The organism is Thermodesulfovibrio sp. TK500a (assembly GCF_055381765.1).
Window position 1 is genome coordinate 22,488 of record NZ_AP041606.1, and the last position, 18,570, is coordinate 41,057.

Here is an 18,570-nt window from a genome sequence, read left to right on the forward strand (position 1 = left end):
ATAAAAGCATGTTTAGCAATTTAAACAGTGACGTCTACTATGAAAAAATACTCAAAGTTTTTTCATCCTACCCAGGTATTTTAAATTCTGTTGAAAATTTATTGAAAAAAATAGACGAAAATCCATATGGCATTCATATACCCTATGAGATAGAAACTCATTTTATAAAGTATTTTAATTACTATTTAAAACATCCTGAAGGATTTGAAGCTACGAGAGCGCTATTTGGCTATTTAATAAAGGGTATTCACAGAAAAGATACGCTTGAAATCACTTTGAAGTCTCTTCTTAGGATGACGTTAAAGCTTATTGAAGAGTCAACATCAGCAGAAAATCAGAAATTTTTAGACATAGCTACAGAAATTTTTAAAAGTTTTTCCGATATAGATAAATCTTACTTGCCAAAACTTGATAGTCTTCGAATAATTGGAAAGACTTTAATAAAACTTAAAATTGAGAATGAAAAGACGTTGTCTAATTTTAGAAGTCTTTACAGGACATACTTAATTAGCCTTTATGATTCTATTAGATTAATAAAAAATCCTTTGTTCTACCATAAAGAACTTTTTGTGCAAGGCTTTCCATTTGTTGAAAAAGCATATGATTTGTTTTATAGAGAACTGGAAAGGAATGCTTTAAAAATTAACAAAACCGATGATTTAACAGAATTGGTAAATATTCCTGCAGGAGTAGAAATTTATAATATTTTCAGAGAACTTCACAGACAATTTATTCAGTCTGGAGACCCCTTTACTGATGTGCAAAACAGAATTGTATATTTTTTCTGGATTACTGAAAATGAAGTGCTTTCAGAGCTGTATGATTTTGCCTTAAGGGAGATAGGAAAAAATTTTAAAAGCTCTCTACCTTCTTTATCAAACCAATCAGTCAGTAAAACTTTAGAACTTCTAAGGAAAATTTTTATTAAGTTGGGCATATTTTTCAATACCCATGCAGATGCAGTTTTATTCTCTCTTGAGGAGATAGGAGAAGCTGTTTATGATATGGCAAACAAAGAACTGATAAAACAGTATGTAGAACTGCTAATTTCAATTGGCTTTCATTTGCCTCACTTAAAGAGGTTTTCTGAAGAATACAATGCCGTAGACAATAGAAATCACCTGAGAAATCTAAGATTGTGGTTCAATCTGATTGCAAGAAATCCTCTTGTGTCCAAAGATTTAATCTCTTCTCTTAGCATATACTTGTTTTTTGGAGGAGTTCAGATTAAAGATACAGATTTTTTCCAGCGAGACATCACGAAACTTCTAAATTCCGATATAACCTCTGTTTTCTTTTTAATAAAGCCTATACTGAGAAAGTTGCCTGTTTATTTTAATGAAATCAATGCGGAAGGACAGTTGCGAACAGTTTCTACTGAGGTTGATGAAATTTTCAAGCGTAAAGACCCTTTGATACATTTTATAAGAAAACAGGTTCATGTAGAGAGCAGCCCTCTGATTCTGGATTTACTCAAGGAAACCATTCGTTTCTGGATTAACGGAAGTAATAATGAATTGAAGAAATATGCGCCAATGGAAATCTTTGAAGCTCTTAATCTTGAGAAAGAACACTTTAGAGAAATGGGAGATTTATTTAAAGGTTTAATGGAAGACGCAGAAGATATTGACAGTTTGCTGAGGAGCTCTATGGATTCAATAACGCTAAAGTTAAATTCGCTAAATATTTCTAAAGAATACAAAACTAAAGCACTGCTTACTATAAGGCTTTATCAACTTCTTTACAGCAAATACAAAATTGACTATTGTGAGTTAGAAAAATATCTAAAAGAGACAATATACTTAGGACTGCCAGATGCATCACATCTAATTGAAATTTTTAGAAATGAAACTTTATATAATAAAGTTGAAGCTCTCCTTGAGTATCTTGAAGAATTAAAAAGCATAATTGTATCTCCTCAAAAGTTTGAAGCTTTCGAAGACATAGCGCACAAAAGACATATAGCCGCTGGAATTCCGTCCGTATATGGAAGATACAGCGAGAGAAAATTCAATGCCCTTTCAGTTTACTTAAGACTTGAGAGTATTTTGAATAGTTTTCTCGATGAGATAGAACAGCATATAGGACTTGATTTTATAACGAGAGCAACACTTTTCAGAATTGAGAAATATCTTAAGCTTTTCTCAAGAATTCTTGAACTGAACAATATTACCTCTCAAAAATTCATAAACACCCTTGACATGCTTACTGTTGCACTGGAAATAAGAAGATTTACCTTTTCTCAGTATATGGATATCTTTCGGAATCTTTCTGAGTCAGTTAGTGATATTGTAAATACTTACTGCACAGCTCCTTATAAAAAATTGCTCAGGAAAGTAATAAGTATAATTTTTAATCTCACAGAAAAGTCTGAAATTGATAGTTTTGAATTGATTAATACCTCTTCGGAAAAATTTTTAAGAGATATTGTGATGCAGTATCCAGGTATTAATCAGCTGGACAGGATTATTGGAAAAGTCATAAAAACAGCTTACAATCAGGCCGAAAAACTCTCTCCCAAAGAACTTGACCTTTTAATGACTTATGACCCGAAAAAAATACTCTGTGACATCTATTCACCAAGAAAGGAGATAAACGACAGGATTCATCTCGGAAACAAGGGACATAACCTAATAAAATTAGCTACAAAGAGTATCCCTGTGCCGCCAGGCTTCATTATAACCACAGAGGTTTTTCGCTGTAGAGAAGTTATTAAAGAATTTGAGCCAGCAAGAAAACATCTTGAAAAAGAGTTAAAAGATGCTATTTCAAGACTTGAGGCTTTGTCAAAAAGAGAATTCTCAAATCCTTTAAATCCCTTGTTGGTTTCTGTAAGGAGTGGAGGCGCTATTTCTATGCCCGGAATGATGAACTCATTTTTGAACGTGGGCATTAATGAAGAAATTGCTGAAGGATTAGGAAATCAGACAGGTAAGCATTGGTTTGTATGGGACAGTTATAGGAGATTTCTACAGTGTTGGGGAATGTCCTTTGGTCTTGACAGGGATGAATTTGACAACATAATGAATTTTTACAAGAAAAAACACAAAGTAGACTTTAAAATTCAGTTTTCTCCTGCCCAGATGAGAGAGGTTGCTCTTGCTTATAAAGAGTTTGTTGTATCTATGGGAATTAAATTAGAAGAAGACCCATGGAAGCAAATAACCATTGCTGTTAATCAAGTTTTAAATTCTTGGTATTCAGAAAAAGCAAGAGCATACAGGGAAATCCTTGGTATATCAGAAGATTGGGGAACGGCGGTGGTCATACAAAAGATGGTTTTTGGCAATCTTGATATTAACTCAGGTTCGGGAGTGTTATTCACAAGAAATCCGAAGGAGACTTCGGACAGACTTTTTCTCTGGGGAGACTATACGCCTGGAGCTCAAGGAGAGGATATTGTCTCGGGGCTTGTAAACACTTTCCCCATATCAATTGAACAAAAGAATTATGAGGGAAGATTTAACGAAAAATCTTTGGAAGAAGCCTTTCCCGAAATTTACAGAGCCTTATTTGATATATCGGAGAGACTTATTTACGATGAGAAATGGGACCATCAGGAGATTGAATTTACCTTTGAAGGTAGGGGTAGGGGAGACTTATACATACTTCAGACAAGAGAGATGAGCTATTCAAAGGGTGAGATGATTACCGTATTTCTGCCTTCGCCTGCCCTAAATGAGAGTAAGCTGGGGACAGGAATAGGGGTTAGTGGAGGTGCTCTCTCTGGAAGAGTTGTTTTTGATATTGATGACATAAAGGCTTTAAGGCAAATAGAACCCGAAACTTCTGTGATTTTAGTGAGAGCAGATACAGTTCCCGATGATATTGTTCACATTGCTCAAGCAGACGGAATACTTACTGCCAGAGGTGGCTCTACATCTCATGCTTCAATAATTGCCACTAAACTTGGCAAAACCTGTGTTGTAGGCTTTTCAAAGATGATTGTGCACCAGAATGAAAAAAAGTGTAAAATAGGAAAAAGAATACTGAAAAAAGGAGATTTCATAAGCATTGATGGCAGAAGCGGACTTGTATATTCAGGTAGGCACGAAACTCAAAAAATTTATCTTTCCATGGATTATATCTAAATCTCTTAATAAATAAGGAGGTTCTATAAATGGGTGAATCAGTACTGGGAATTAATGGATTAGGAAGGATAGGAAAGCTTACACTTTGGCATCATGTTGGAAGAAAACATTTTTCAAAGATTGTTGTAAACACAGGAAGAAAAGTTGGAAATTCTCTAAAAGATTTAGCCTTTTATATTGAACATGACTCAACCTATGGAAGACTTCACAACTATCTTTACGGATATAAATCTAAAAAAGTGATAGAGAGAATTGACGAAGCAAATTCGGAGATAATAATTGACGGTATTCCTGTAAAGGTGCTCACCGATAGCAGAAATCCAAAGGACATAGGTTGGGAAAAGCATGGTGCAAAGCTTGTTGTTGACACCACAGGAAAGTTTCTTGACCCGACTCTTCCGGTAGACTCAAAAGATGGCTCAGTGAGAGGGCATATTGAATCAGGTGCTTATAAAGTATTAGTTAGTGCTCCCTTTAAGATAAAAGACAAAACAAAGGAAATTCCAGAAGATTCTGTTACTGTCATAATGGGTATAAATGAAGAGATGTATGACAGCAAAAAACATCAGATAATCTCAGCTGCATCCTGTACAACCACCTGTCTTGCCCATATGATGAAACCACTTCTTGACTACTTCGGTGCTGAGAGGATTCTTAGCGTATCAATGGCAACTGTGCACGCTGTAACTGCATCACAGCAGGTTTTAGACAGAGTGCCTAAAGCAGATGCAAAGGACTTGCGCAAAATTCGTTCTGCCATGAACAATATCATTCTAACCAGCACAGGTGCAGCAAAAACCCTTGCTCTTGTATTGCCGGAGATGAAGAATATAGGCTTTATTGCTCAATCTGTAAGAGTGCCAATCGTTACAGGTTCACTTATAATTCTTGTTGTGGCTTTCAGGGATGATGAGACAAATTTAATAAATGGTGAACTTATAAACAAAATTTACAGAGAAGCTGCGGAAAGAGAGACGAGAGGATATCTTCTCTTTACAGAAGACCAAAAGGTCTCTACTGATATAATAGGAGCTTTCGGACCTGCCACGATTATTGAGGGAAGTGAAACTCACACAAGAACTGCCATGATAACGCTTGACATATCAAAAATGTGTTCCATCGGGACACCATCTGTGGATAAACTTCAGATTCCCGTTACCCAGGCAGTAATATATGGGTGGTATGATAACGAACTTGGCAGTTATACAAACATGTTAGGAGATTTAACAGTTAAAGTTTCAAAGGATGTTTATTAACGGCTATTTTATTCTTTTGATTTTTGCTCCTAATTGAATGAGTTTTTTGTCTAATTCTTCGTAGCCTCTGTCAAGGTGATATATCCTATCTATTACTGTTTCACCTTCTGCAATTAATCCTGCAATTACCAATGAGGCAGAGGCTCTTAAGTCTGTGGCCATTACAGGTGCACCTTTTAATTTTTTAACTCCCTTTACAGTTGCTGTATTTCCCTCAACTGTTATGTCAGCCCCCATTCTTCTTAATTCAGCAACATGCATAAATCTGTTCTCAAAAATTGTCTCTTTAATGAGGCTTGTTCCATTAGCTATAGTCATCATTGCCATAAACTGTGCTTGCATATCTGTTGGAAAACCAGGATAGGGCATGGTCTTAATATCAACGGAAATTGGTCTTTTAGGTCCTATAACTCGTAATCCCTCTTTTGTTTCTTTGAAAATAACACCTGCATCCTTCATTTTAAGAATTACTGCTTCAACAAGAGAGGTTTTACAGCCCCTAAGAAGTATGTCTCCTCCAGAGGCTCCTGCAATTGCCATAAATGTTCCAGCTTCTATCCTGTCCATTATTACTTCATAGGGTTCTTTAGAAGGTTTCAGTTCCTTTACGCCTTCTATTTCTATGATGCTTGTTCCTGCACCACTTATTTTAGCCCCCAATTTTATCAGATAATTGGCGAGGTCAACTATTTCTGGTTCTCGGGCGGCGTTTTCAATTCGTGTTTTACCTTTTGCAAGAGTCGATGCCATCATAAGATTTTCTGTTCCCGTGACTGTTGGAATATCAAAGTAAATCTCTGCTCCCTTTAATTTTGAAGCTTTGGCTATTATATAGCCTTCTTCAAGGGATATTTTGGCTCCCATTTTTTCTAAACCCAATATATGAAGATTAACCGGCCTTGCACCGATAGCACATCCTCCTGGCAAAGAGACTCTTGCTGTGCCGAATCTTGCAACTAAAGGTCCTAAGACGAGCACAGAAGCCCGCATAGTTTTCACAAGGTCATAGGAAGCCTCGAATTTAGAAACCTTTGTTGTATCAATCTTACACATGTCATCGGAAAATGATACTTCCCCTCCCATTCTTTTTATTAATTCTGCCATTGTGAAAACATCTCTTAAGCGGGGAATTTTTCTTAAAATATGTATGCCTGGTGCAAGAAGGCTGGAGGCCATTATTGGTAAAACAGCATTCTTAGCTCCGCTTATATTTACCTCTCCCTTTAGAGATTTCCCTCCAAAAATAAGTAGCTTATCCATGTTAAATATATTAAACTAAAAGAAGGGGATAAAGAAACATGCTAACCATAGATAGCGTAATAAATAAGGTTTTACAGTATAGGCCTAATGCAAATGTTGAATTAATAAGGAAAGCCTATGTTTTCTCCCGAGAGGCTCATTGTTCTCAAAGGAGAAAGGAAGGTATTCCATATATATACCATCCCCTTGCTGTAGCAGATATACTTGCCAATATGAAACTTGATTCTACGACCATCGCAGCGGGACTTCTCCATGATACTGTTGAAGACGCAGAGATGAAGCTTGAAGACATAAGTGAGATGTTTAGTCCAGATGTAGCCTTTCTTGTTGATGCCGTTACAAAGCTAAGTAAGCTCCAATTTAGCGATGTTGAAGATGTTCAGGCCGAAAGTTTTAGAAAGATGTTTCTTGCCATGTCCAAGGATATAAGGGTAATACTGATAAAATTTGCTGACAGACTTCATAATATGAGAACTATTGAATTTTTACCACCGGAAAAGCAAAAGCGAATAGCAAAAGAAACTCTTGAGATATATGCACCTCTTGCAAATAGGCTTGGAATAGGGTGGATGAGAATAGAATTCGAAGACCTGGCTTTTAAAGTGCTCCATCCTGAAGAATATGCCGATTTAGAGAAAAAAGTTGCAAAGAGAAAAGAAGACCAAGAAGCCTATATTAACAATGTAATAAAAATTCTCTCTGATAAGTTTACGGAACTCAATATTCCTTTCAAAATTTTCGGTAGAGTAAAGCATTTCTACAGCATATATCAAAAACTTATAAAACAGAAAATCCCTTTTGAACAGGTCTATGATGTTATAGGAATAAGAATAATTACCGATACAGTTCCTCGATGCTACGATATTCTTGGAATTATTCACTCTCTTTGGACACTAATACCGGGGAGATTTAAAGATTTTATAAGTCTGCCAAAGTCAAATTACTATCAATCCCTGCACACCACTGTTATTGGACCTGGAGGGGAGAGAGTAGAATTTCAGATAAGAACAGAGGAGATGGATATTATTGCCGAAGAAGGTATTGCTGCTCACTGGAGGTATAAGGAAAGAAAAGACCTCAGCGAAAGAGAAACAAAGTTAGTCTCTTGGCTTAGAGACCTTATAAAAGAGATTTCCGATGCAAGAGAGTTACTTGATGCCGTAAAGTCCGAAGTCGTTCCTGATACAATTTATGTTTTCACGCCAAAGGGAGATGTGAAAGAACTCCCTGTAGGTTCTACACCCGTTGATTTTGCCTATGCAATTCATTCTGAGGTAGGAGCAAAATGTTCCGGAGCAAAGGTAAACGGAAGGATTGTCTCTCTAAATTATCAGCTCCAGAGCGGTGATGTTGTAGAAATAATTACAAACCCACATCAAAAACCGAGAAAAGACTGGCTACAGTTTGTTGTTACTCAGAGGGCAAGAAACAGGATAAAACACTATCTTAGACAGGAGGAAAGACAGCAAGGTATAGAAATAGGGAAACAGTTACTTGAAGCTGAACTTAGAAAACACGGACTTCAGCCATCTGTTTTAAAAACTGATAAAGTTCAAGAAGTAATAGAACATTTCTCTGTTCAGTCACTTGAAGACCTTTATTTACTGATAGGACACGGTAAAATCTCTGTTCATCAAGTAGTAAACAGATTATTGCCAGAGCCAACAGAAGAAGAAATTCTTATTCCTAAGAAAGTTACTCCAAAGAGAGACCAAAAACAGTTCATTTCACTTAAAGGGGTTGATGAGGTTTTATACCACATAGCTAAATGTTGTATGCCTGTGCCAGGCGATGAAATCATTGGATTTATTACGAGAGGAAAGGGGATAACAGTACATAGAAAGGATTGCATAAACATTGCTCACCTCGAAAATGAAAGGTTAATTGAAGTATTCTGGACATCTGACGATAACTCAAAGGTTCAGACTAAAATTAAAATAGAAGCCATATACAGACCGGGAATATTAGCTACTCTCACCTCGCTACTTTCTGCCAATAATGTTAACATTACTGCAGTAAAGGCAAATTCTACTACTGACAAGAGAGCTCTAATTGATTTCACTATTGAAGTTAAGGATAGAGGCCATCTTGGAGAGATTATAAAAAAGATTTCTCAAGTAAACGAAGTAATTTCAGTCAAAAGATAGTTCAACAGAGCCTTTTCTCAATATCTTCGGAGGGTTTTCAGTTACATCTACAATTGTAGAGGGAATACCCGGTAGTTTTCCAGCATCAATTATTAGGTCAATTTTTTCATATTTGAAATACTCTATAGCTTCCTCAGCGGTTTCAGCAGGTTTCAACCCAGAGATATTGGCAGATGTTGCTGTTATAGGGAAGGTCAATTTTTTTATCAAATGTAAGGCAAAGGACTCACCCGGCATTCTTATAGCAACTTTTTTATCCTTTACAATCTCATCTGGCAATCCTTTTTTAGCAGGAAGCAGAAGGGTCAGCGGACCTGGCCAGTATTTTTCAATGAGTCTTTGTGCAGTATCGGGAATAAATTCAGTAACAAGTTCAAGATGTTTGAGGTCAATTATTAATGGAAAGGTTTTTTCATCGGGTCTTCTTTTTATTCTAAATACATATTTCAATAATTCCTTATCATCGTATTTAACGCCTATTCCGTAAAGAGTCTCTGTGGGATAAATTATAATGCCTCTGTTTATAATAATCTCTATTATTTCCTCAATAATGGCTTTTTCTGCTTTTATAACTTTCATTTAAATCCTCAAGAATTTTTTTGAGTTCTTTAATTTTTCTGGCTGTGAATTCTTCGTCTCTAAAATAAGTCTTTTCATAAATTTCTATGAATTTTTCTGCGTTTTGCTTTAATTGAGCATCTGAGACAGTCATTAAAAATTCTCGAAGTCCTTCGGTTTCTTTCCTTTCATATCCATATTTTTTCATTATAGCAAAAAATTTACTTAAGGGATTTCTGTTTTGCCTGTAGTTTTTAAAAACTTTTACTATTAATATTATCATTAACATTGATAAAATAGCGGCTATTATAAATTTTCTATTAATTTTTAGTTCGGGCGGTTTTATGGATTTAACAATTTTCAGTTGAGTCATCAGGTCATAATCAATGATTACAGCGTTCCAGAGATAATCAATAATATGAAAAATCATTGGTTCTGCTGTTCTTAAAATTCTACCGGAAGGGTCAAATCTATGCCATTGTCCGTCTATCCATGCCTCCACCCACAAATGGGCATCGGAAGCTTTGATTATATAGTAATTGCCGAACTTATTATATGTTCCTCCTCTAAATCCGCCTACAACTCTCGAAGGAATGCCTTTTATTCTTAACATTATAGCCATTGAAGTGGCAAAGTATTCGCAGTTACCAGTTTTTTTATTGAATAGAAAATCTTCCAGTGGATTTTCTCCAGAAGGTAAGTTTCTTAAAGAATATCTGTAATTAGAAAGAAATTTTGTAATTTCCCTTGCTGTTTCCTTTTCATTGGTGGCTTTTTCAGTAATCTGTTTTGTAAGTTTCTTAACTCTTTCTGATAGATTTACTGGAAGTTTGAGATAATGCTCCGATGGAGAGTAATCTATTATCGTCGGGTTTATCTGTGAGACAGCAGTGTATTTCAGGGGTTTATCTATGGAAAAGTTTGTTCTGAAAGTTGCTGGCTCTTCAATTGTAACGTGCCTAATAAATACATTTGAAGGATAGTCAAGCGTAGGCAGATAATTCTCTGTAAAAGGTTCTAAAACAGCCGTATAGGTTATTGGTTGCCCTTTGATAGAGATTTTATTCTCTCTAAAAAGAGTTTTTGTCCATTTTTTTCCATCAAAATTATCAAAAGTGATTACCCTCCAATATAAGTCTCTGTCTGAGAGTTCCCTTACTTGCACTCTCATCACAGTTGTAGAGTCTTCTTCAATAACAGCGACACTTCCAAGATTTACAACAGAAGTAAATCCTGTTTTGGACTTATTTATTGAGAGATTCATCAGAGGATATGGTGTTCTTGGAAGAGTAAAGAAAAAAAATGCACTCATAGGAATTGAAATAGTAGCTATCAATAATGATATTTTGAAAAAGCTTAGCAACCTCAAATTGGATATATTCTTTTCATTTGTATCCTTAAAATAGGCAAGAAGTAATATTGACATAACAGAGAGTATGAGGATAAAAATCAACCGTATTAGAAAATTCAATGACATGTCTACGAGGGATGACCCACCAAGTAAAAAAATGGCAATCAGGTAAATTTGAAGATATTCTCGTGGTGTTTTTCTTCCTATCATCCTGATGGAGAGTATGGCTGTCAAAGCTTCAAGAGAGGGAGTTAATATATCCTCGTATGATAACTTTAAAAAAGAGAGCACAATAAAAAAAACTGAAAAAACATTCAAAATCCACGAGGGTAGAAAAAATTTTTTAATGTGAAATACGATTGAGATAGTTAAAAAAACAGCAAAAATCAGACTTATGTGGAATGAAACAAATGTATATACGCCGGTGAAAGGTATGATAACAATAATCAAACTTAAAATAAACAGTATATTATCTATTTTCTTCATAGGTTGACAGAAAATATAGCATTTTTCTAATATGACCTTTCCCATGTTGAGCTTTAAAGAATGCCTCCTTTGTCTTTAATCCCACAGGATTGCCATTTTTTGAGATAGCAATAATCGCATAGGTGGCTTTTCCGATTTTTTCTTCTAAAGAGCCTGAGAAGTCGTCGAGATTTATTATTACAGAGCTTGTCATAAAAGGCGATAGCTCTTTAGTTTTAAGGGATGTAGTTTTCGCACTGGCTTTCCAGTGGATATATTTAAGCGGGTCTCCTTCTTTATAAGTTCTAACTCCAGACAAATCACCTTCGTAGGCGAAATCTCTTGATGATTTTACATTTTCTCTTTCATGAGAATTTGAAATTAAAAAAGGAATTTCGCATTTTATTGGATGTGGAAAAACTGTAATTTGTAGATTATAATTCAATATGTTAGCTCTTCTGAAAAAATAAAAGGGGAAATATGATGAAAATGTTATTTTTTCTAATTTATGAATGCCTCTCGTCGAAAAAGTTAAGCCTATATTAAATGTTTCTTTATCTTTCAAATAAGGAATGACAGTCTCTTTGTCAAAAATTTTTATTCGCAGAAGAAATTTTGCGTATGGACTTTTATTTTTAGCTGTTACTCTGAATAAAGCTGTTTTCAGGGCAAAAATCTCAGCAGGAGGCTCTATTGAAATTTGGAGATTTTTTAAGTTAAAGAAAGACAAAATTCCACTAATTGCCATAACGCTCAGCAGAAAAGATAATATTAAAAATAAAAGATTGTTACCAGTGTTTACAGCTCCAAATCCAATAAGAAGGGTGATGCCTGTATATATCCATCCTGTTTTTGTAATCTTTACGGAGGTGTGGAGATATTTTCTAAGATTGATAATATCACCTCTTCTTTAGACATTACCTCTTCTTTTAGTATGATTCGATGGGGAACTAAATAGGGTATAAGCTCTTTTATATCCTCAGGAATTACATAATCTCTTCCGCTGAAGTAGGCAAAGCTTTTAGCTGCATAGGTTATGGCAATTCCGGCTCGTGTAGAAAGACCAAGTAGAATTCTACAGTCTTTTCTCGTTTCATTTATGAATTGCAAAAGCCAGTTTATTATTTTATCTGAAATATATACCTTCCTTATTTTTGCCTGAAGTTCTAATATTTCCTCTTTATCCATCAAGGGAAGTATATTATGGATTCTGTCTCTCGAACTCCCTCCTTTTAATATTTCTCTTTCAGCTTCAATTTGCGGATATCCTATGCTTATTTTCATCATAAATCGGTCAAGTTGACCTTCAGGTAAGGGAAAGGTGCCAAATGTTTCTATGGGATTTTGAGTGGCAATAACAAAGAAAGGTTGATTTAGCTTGTAGGTTCTTCCGTCAACGGTTACTTGTTCTTCAGCCATTGCTTCGAGGAGAGCAGACTGAGTTTTTGGAGTTGCCCTATTTATTTCGTCTACAAGAACAATGTTGTTTAGTATAGGACCTGGTTTAAATTCAAATTCACCGGTATTTTTGTTATAAATAGAAAGTCCTGTAATATCGGTTGGTAAAAGGTCATTAGTGCACTGAATTCTTCCAAAAGAGAGATTAAGGACTTTTGACAGAGCAATTGCAAGAGAAGTTTTTCCAAGCCCGGGGAAGTCCTCTATTAGTAGATGTCCTTTCGAAAATATAGCAATTAAAGATAGAATTAAAGCTTTCTCTTTTCCCTGTAGATACTCTTGGAGATAGCTTATAATCTCAAGTATTTTCTGATTTTTTATTCTTTCAATCATAAAGAGGGGGAATTAACCCCCTCTTCTATTTTAACCCTCCAGATAAACCTTTTCAACAGGTGGAGCTACCTGTTTCTTACGGGAAAGTACTCCTGGTAACCATACAGAAGGACCTGAGACTTTTACATTAAAGGCCTTTTCAATTTTGGCTGCATCGCCGGAGTAGAAAAGCTCTGTGCCTTCTTTTACTATGTCTGTTGCCATGAAGATTACCATATCATAGCCTTTGCTGCTCTTTAGGTCATTTAGATATTTTACGAATTCATCTTTGCGCTCATAAACTTCTTCTATGTCTACTAATTCAGTCTGTCCGATGCCGACTTTCAGGCCTTTGAAGTCATAATCTTTGAAGTCTACATGGACAACATCGGCAATTGGTTTTCCTTTAATGCTTGCTTTAGCTTTTTTAAGGTCTACGCCGAATTTTGTCAAATCGGAAATACCTGCTACTGCTGCAAGTTCTGCGGCTATCTTTTTGTCTTCTTCTGTTGTTGTAGGAGATTTAAATATTACTGTATCGGAGAGAATAGCAGATAGAAGAAGGCCAGCATAAGTTTTGTTTGCCTTTACTTCGTTTGGAAACATCTTTGCAATTACTGTTGCAGTGCTACCTACAGGCTCAACATGGATGAAAATAGGGTCTGGATAGTTGAAGTTCATCTTATGATGGTCAATAATTGCAAGAACTTTCTCTGCTCCGTCAACTCTTTGCTTTTCTTCATTGTGGTCAACCAAAACAAGTGTTTTGCCTGCTGCATTTTCTAAAATTTCCGGGGCAGAGACTCCGAACTGTTTCAGGGCAAATTCTGTCTCTTCGTTGATTGGACCTGCCGTTGCTGCCTTATAACCTTTAATACCCGCGTAGACAATGGCAGAACAGACTGTGTCTGTGTCTGGTGCTTTGTGTCCGATTACATAAATATCGCTCATATAACCCTCCTGAAAGTTTATTTTTTTGAAAATTTAGAAAATTTTGACAAGTTTAGCCTCAAAAAGTCAAGAAAATAATCATTAAAATTTAAAATAGGCTTATTAAAGATTGTCAAGCAACTTTTTTACTGAAATTTTTAGCTCAGGATGAATAAATTCAGATGCTATTTCGCATAGAGGCTTAAGAACAAAGTCTCTTTTATGCATAAGTGGATGGGGAATTGTAAGAACTTCGCTCTTTAAAATTATGTTGTTGTAAAAAATTATATCTATATCAATTACTCTCGGCCCGTATTTTATTGTTTTCTTTCTACCCATTTTATTTTCTATTTCCTTTATTAGCTTCAATAAATCATATGGCTCAAGAAGAGTTAATCCTTCCATAGCCATGTTGAGAAACTCTGGTTGTTTTTCGTAACCCCAAGGAGCAGTCTCATAAATGGAGGATTTTTTTAGGATTACTATTCCCTCATTTTTCAATTCTGATAGGGCAGTCTCAAGATTTTTCTCTCTGTCGCCTAAATTAGAACCAAGAGAAAGATAAATTAAGTTCATGCAAGTATATTAAAATATTTATCCTTTAAGGTGAAATAGGTTGCGTTAAACCTTCTATTATTAAAGAAAATTGATTATAATAATCTAAATAAATGGAAGGAAGAGAGAGATGGCAATCTAAATTAGGCCTTATTCTCGCTACAGCAGGTAATGCTGTAGGACTGGGTAATATTTTGAGATTTCCTTCTAAAGCTGCCCTCTATGGTGGTGGAGCCTTTATGGTTCCATACTTTATAGCTTTCTTACTCATGGGTTTGCCTCTTATGATTATAGAATGGGTCATAGGGAGATATGCAGGCAAATACGGTCATGGTTCAATGACAGGCATTTTAGGTTTATTTTTTAATCACAGCAGTTGGTCAAGAATTTTAGGTTCTATAGGTGTGGCAATTCCTGTTCTTATCTGTATGTATTATATCTACATTGAATCTTGGACACTCGGTTTTGCTTTTCTTTCACTTTTTAAACAGATGCCCCTACCTGTTCATACAGATATTCCTCAGGAGGCTGTAAAGCCTTATGTAAATTTTTTCAGAGATTATACAAATCCTTCGCTTATCGCCTATGTATTCCTTTTGATTACAATCGCAATAAACTGGTTTATTTTACAGAGGGGTGTTGCAAGAGGTATTGAAATAACTGCCAAAATCGGTATGCCTGCTATAATTCTTTTTGGTATTTTACTTGGAGTAATATCTCTTTCTACAAGAGACTGGTCTGGTGTTGAAGGGTTAAAGTTTATATATAATCTTAACTTCTCTGGTATTACTGACCCTAAGGTTTGGATAGAAGCCTCTGGACAGATATTTTTTACTCTATCACTTGGCATGGGTGCAATAGCTGTTTATGCCAGTTATGCTAAGCCAAAGGAAGATGTAGTGAAAGCAGGACTGTGGACTGCTGGAATTAATGAATTTATCGAAGTAGTTATCGGTGCTTCTATTGCCATACCTGCTGCTTTTGCCATGTTTTCAGCAGTAGCAATACCAGAACTTGCAAAAGAGGGGACATTTAGGCTTGGTTTTATGACAATGCCTGCGGTTCTTATGAACCTGCCTTTAGGATGGTTAGTTTCATTCATATGGTTTTTATTGTTATTCCTTGCTGCATTAACATCTTCTTTAGCTCTTATTCAGCCTCTTATTGCTCTTTTTGAAGATGAGATGAAGTGGGAACACACAAAGGCCGTTACAGTGTCAATGAGTCTAATAATCTTAGGTGCTCATTTTTCAGCTTTTGTTCCAAATTTTATTGATGAACTCGATTTCTGGGCTGGCTGTGTAATGCTCTTAATTTTTGGACTCATAGAGATTATTGTTTTCATATGGATATTCGGAATAAACAATTTTTACAGGGAGTTAATACAGAACACTTCAATAAAACTTCCGAAGGCTTTTGTCTATGTAATAGCCTTTATATCTCCAGTGTTTTTAGCTTTCATTCTGTATTTCTGGGTAATAAAGGATTTTTCCAATGTTATAGAAGCAAAGGAATCAACAAAAGTTTTTGCCCGAGTTTTCATTGCCGTATTTCTATTATTCCTTTCAATAATAGCTGTTAAGAGTAGAGAGATAATTCTAAGGGACTTGAGATATTCAAGAATAATCAAACAAAAATAACAAGTAAGAGGAAAGGCATTTTGTCACACTTAATTGAAGAGATAAACAAAAAGAGCATTTTGAAACTTTTTGTAGAAGCAACTTCCCTAAGAGAGAAATACAAGGGTAATAAAATCGAACTCTGTGCTATTGTAAACGCAAAGAGTGGTCTCTGTTCTGAAGACTGTGTTTTCTGTGCTCAGTCTTCAAGATACAGAACAAATACTCCCGTATACCCTTTAATTGAGAAAGATGAGATAATAAAAAAAGCTAAAGAGGCAAAAGAGCATGGCGTTAAGAGATTTTCAATTGTCATAAGCGGAAGAAAGCCTGCAAAGAAAGAGTTAATAAAAATTGCCGATTATATTGAAGAATTAAGAAAGAGTGGTATTCATACTTGTGCCTCTCTTGGACTTATTGAATATGACGCTATTAGTTATCTCAAGGATAGAGGCCTTGAAAGATTGCACTGCAATATTGAAACTTCAGAGAGGTTTTTCAGTAAAATATGCACAACCCACAGATTCTCAGACAAACTTAGAACTCTTGAAGCTGCAAAGAGCGTAGGGCTATCTGTGTGCTCGGGAGGAGTATTTGGGATGGGTGAATCATGGACAGACAGAGAAGAGATGGCAGTTTTCTTAAAAAAGCATGATGTAGATTCAATCCCTATAAATTTTCTTACACCCATTAAAGGCACGCCACTTGAAAATTTAAAGCCTCTTGCACCATTTGAGGCTCTGAAGATAATTGTATTGTTTAGATTGGTTCTTCCAGAAAAAGATATAAGAGTCTGCGGAGGTAGACCCTTACTTGGTGATTTTGCCTCTTGGATTTTTATTGCCGGGGCGAATGCTTTGATGACAGGAAATTATCTTACAACAACGGGAAGACATTACGTTGATGACTTAAAATTTATTGAAGCTCACGGTCTTGAGGTGGACAGTGTGGTCTGTTAGAATGAGAGCATCACAGAAAAGGGCAAATGAGGAACGGCATATTTCAGGAGCAGAGGGAATTTTTGAATATGAAGGCATTGAAAGGGCTGTTAAGAAACTTCTCCGTCGAGCCTTTGAACATTCAAGAGGTAGGCCAGACAGGATTGTTATAACAGTCGAAAAAATAACAGATGAAATAACTATAATTCCCTGTCTTTCTTTAAATACTTATTTTGCCAGCTCTCCTGAGAATGCCTATGAAAAGATATTCGAAATTTTAGGTTCTTTAGGAATTTCAGAGAAAGCCATTAATAGAGCGTTTGAGGTTATAAAAAGAGAGTCTATGAGAGGAGCAACCTTAATTGATTCCATATCTGGAGAGAGATTAGAAAAGGATAAGGCACGAGGTGTTAGGGTATCAAGAATTCAGATGGATAAAGGAAGGAGAATGAAACTTATGGGAAAAGTTAGAAATTTGTCGATGGAGCCTCAAAGAGTGCTCGAAGCAATGACAGTTGCATCAAAAGTGGCCTCCTGTCCAGAAATCATTGCAGAACTTTGCATCTCCGATAATCCCGATTATACAACAGGCTATATTGCCTCAAGCAATTTAGGATATCTTCGCATAACCAACATAAAAACCAAGGGAGAAGAGATAGGCGGAAGAGCTTTTTTTGTCAAAACTCCCTGTGACATTGAAAATCTGATATACTATCTTGAAAGAAAGCCTGTGCTGGTAATATGAAATACGACAGAGTGTTTTTAATAGGTAATCCCATAGCCGGTGGTGGAGCATTAAATAAAATAGAGAGAGCAAGCGAAATTCTCAGGCAGAAGGGAGTTTCTTTTGAAAGGCTTCTTACAAAAAAGCAAGGTGATGCAGAACAGTTTGCAAGAAAAATCAAAGAAAAATATACTGAAAGAACACTCGTAATTGCTGCTGGAGGAGATGGGACGTATAATGAAATTGTAAATGGTCTTGCCCACTCGCAGATTCCTCTTGCAATTTTGCCAATGGGAACAACCTCTGTTCTTGCAAAGGAATTAAAAATTCCAAAAGATATGGAAAAAGCCGTTGATTTAGCTCTTAATGGGAATGTTGAGAGGGTTCATCTCGGAAAAATAAAGAATAAAGAGAAAAGCAGGCTTTTTATTCTAATGGCAGGTATAGGTTTTGACGGCCAGGCAGTCTATAATGTAAATCCAAGAGAAAAAAGACATCTTCGTAAAATTGCCTATATTCTTAGCGGAATTAAAACACTACTTCGTTATGACCCCGAAGAGTTAAAGATAAAAAACAGTGTTTCTAAGAAAGCATACACTGTCGTTGTAAGTAAAGCAGCTTGCTATGGTGGAAGCTTCAAGATTGCTCCTAATGCAAATCTAAGGTCTCCTAATTTTTATGTTTTTCTTTCAAAAACAGACTCAAAGATTAAATTGGCCTTTCAGATTTTTGCTGTTCTTTTTGGTAGACACTTAAAGATGAAAAAAACAGATTACTTCTCCGCAGAAAGTCTAAAAGTTACTGGTGATGCCCATGTTCAGATAGATGGTGATTATTTTGGCAAGACACCCGTTGAGATAAGCCTCATAAAAAACGCTCTTAATCTTGTCTTTCCCTGAAAACTAA

General features: G+C 35.8%; 14 protein-coding genes. 7 read left to right on the top strand and 7 right to left on the bottom strand.

Features of this window, described 5'->3' with window-relative positions; genetic code table 11:
* The first annotated feature begins 8 nt into the window (after nucleotides 1-8).
* Both ACZ430_RS00125 and ACZ430_RS00130 read left to right on the top strand, forming a co-directional pair.
* Nucleotides 9-4,091, top strand: a complete 4,083-nt coding sequence (locus ACZ430_RS00125) for a PEP/pyruvate-binding domain-containing protein (protein WP_297213443.1) — start codon at nucleotides 9-11, stop codon at nucleotides 4,089-4,091.
* Nucleotides 4,092-4,120: 29 nt separating this feature from the next.
* The gene (locus ACZ430_RS00130) at nucleotides 4,121-5,347 is read left to right on the top strand and encodes a type I glyceraldehyde-3-phosphate dehydrogenase (RefSeq protein ID WP_297213440.1); all 1,227 of its coding nucleotides are present in this window, start codon (nucleotides 4,121-4,123) and stop codon (nucleotides 5,345-5,347) included.
* 3 nt (nucleotides 5,348-5,350) lie between these two features.
* Here the strand turns inward: ACZ430_RS00130 and murA are convergent, their stop codons facing one another.
* Complete coding sequence (gene murA, locus ACZ430_RS00135; protein ID WP_297213437.1) at nucleotides 5,351-6,607, bottom strand: UDP-N-acetylglucosamine 1-carboxyvinyltransferase; 1,257 nt, start codon at nucleotides 6,605-6,607, stop codon at nucleotides 5,351-5,353.
* A 38-nt stretch (nucleotides 6,608-6,645) separates the two neighbouring features.
* Between murA and ACZ430_RS00140 the strand changes: the two genes are divergently transcribed.
* Nucleotides 6,646-8,754 (top strand): RelA/SpoT family protein, encoded by a 2,109-nt coding sequence (locus tag ACZ430_RS00140; RefSeq protein WP_464910593.1) that lies wholly within the window; start codon nucleotides 6,646-6,648, stop codon nucleotides 8,752-8,754.
* Here the strand turns inward: ACZ430_RS00140 and ACZ430_RS00145 are convergent.
* The 6 genes from ACZ430_RS00145 to folK all read right to left on the bottom strand — a co-directional run bounded on the left by ACZ430_RS00145 (nucleotide 8,740) and on the right by folK (nucleotide 14,404).
* The gene (locus ACZ430_RS00145; RefSeq protein WP_297213431.1) at nucleotides 8,740-9,333 is read right to left on the bottom strand and encodes an L-threonylcarbamoyladenylate synthase; all 594 of its coding nucleotides are present in this window, start codon (nucleotides 9,331-9,333) and stop codon (nucleotides 8,740-8,742) included. The two genes, ACZ430_RS00140 and ACZ430_RS00145, sit on opposite strands and share 15 nt — an antisense overlap.
* Nucleotides 9,299-11,149, bottom strand: coding sequence for a transglutaminase TgpA family protein (locus ACZ430_RS00150; RefSeq protein ID WP_297213428.1), 1,851 nt, complete (start codon nucleotides 11,147-11,149; stop codon nucleotides 9,299-9,301). The genes ACZ430_RS00145 and ACZ430_RS00150 overlap by 35 nt, the downstream gene beginning before the upstream one ends.
* Entirely contained in the window at nucleotides 11,133-11,876 is a 744-nt protein-coding gene (locus tag ACZ430_RS00155) for a DUF58 domain-containing protein (protein WP_464910594.1), read from the bottom strand. Before ACZ430_RS00155 ends, ACZ430_RS00150 begins: the two co-directional genes overlap by 17 nt.
* 113 nt (nucleotides 11,877-11,989) lie before the next feature.
* Entirely contained in the window at nucleotides 11,990-12,919 is a 930-nt protein-coding gene (locus ACZ430_RS00160) for an AAA family ATPase (protein WP_297213420.1), read from the bottom strand.
* Between the two features lie 30 nt (nucleotides 12,920-12,949).
* Nucleotides 12,950-13,849, bottom strand: a complete 900-nt coding sequence (locus tag ACZ430_RS00165) for a manganese-dependent inorganic pyrophosphatase (RefSeq protein ID WP_297213417.1) — start codon at nucleotides 13,847-13,849, stop codon at nucleotides 12,950-12,952.
* A 102-nt stretch (nucleotides 13,850-13,951) separates the two neighbouring features.
* Nucleotides 13,952-14,404, bottom strand: coding sequence for a 2-amino-4-hydroxy-6-hydroxymethyldihydropteridine diphosphokinase (gene folK, locus ACZ430_RS00170; RefSeq protein WP_297213414.1), 453 nt, complete (start codon nucleotides 14,402-14,404; stop codon nucleotides 13,952-13,954).
* Between the two features lie 92 nt (nucleotides 14,405-14,496).
* Between folK and ACZ430_RS00175 the strand changes: the two genes are divergently transcribed.
* Genes ACZ430_RS00175 through ACZ430_RS00190 form a run of 4 tightly spaced genes read left to right on the top strand, consistent with a single transcriptional unit; the run spans nucleotide 14,497 to nucleotide 18,563 of the window.
* Nucleotides 14,497-16,023 (top strand): sodium-dependent transporter, encoded by a 1,527-nt coding sequence (locus tag ACZ430_RS00175; protein ID WP_297213411.1) that lies wholly within the window; start codon nucleotides 14,497-14,499, stop codon nucleotides 16,021-16,023.
* A 20-nt stretch (nucleotides 16,024-16,043) separates the two neighbouring features.
* Nucleotides 16,044-16,961 (top strand): biotin synthase BioB, encoded by a 918-nt coding sequence (gene bioB, locus ACZ430_RS00180; protein WP_297213408.1) that lies wholly within the window; start codon nucleotides 16,044-16,046, stop codon nucleotides 16,959-16,961.
* On the top strand, nucleotides 16,948-17,685 hold the full coding sequence (locus tag ACZ430_RS00185; RefSeq protein ID WP_297213405.1) for a 6-carboxyhexanoate--CoA ligase: 738 nt from the start codon (nucleotides 16,948-16,950) through the stop codon (nucleotides 17,683-17,685). The genes bioB and ACZ430_RS00185 overlap by 14 nt, the downstream gene beginning before the upstream one ends.
* On the top strand, nucleotides 17,682-18,563 hold the full coding sequence (locus ACZ430_RS00190) for a diacylglycerol/lipid kinase family protein (RefSeq protein ID WP_297213402.1): 882 nt from the start codon (nucleotides 17,682-17,684) through the stop codon (nucleotides 18,561-18,563). The genes ACZ430_RS00185 and ACZ430_RS00190 overlap by 4 nt, the downstream gene beginning before the upstream one ends.
* The last annotated feature ends 7 nt before the right edge of the window (nucleotides 18,564-18,570 follow it).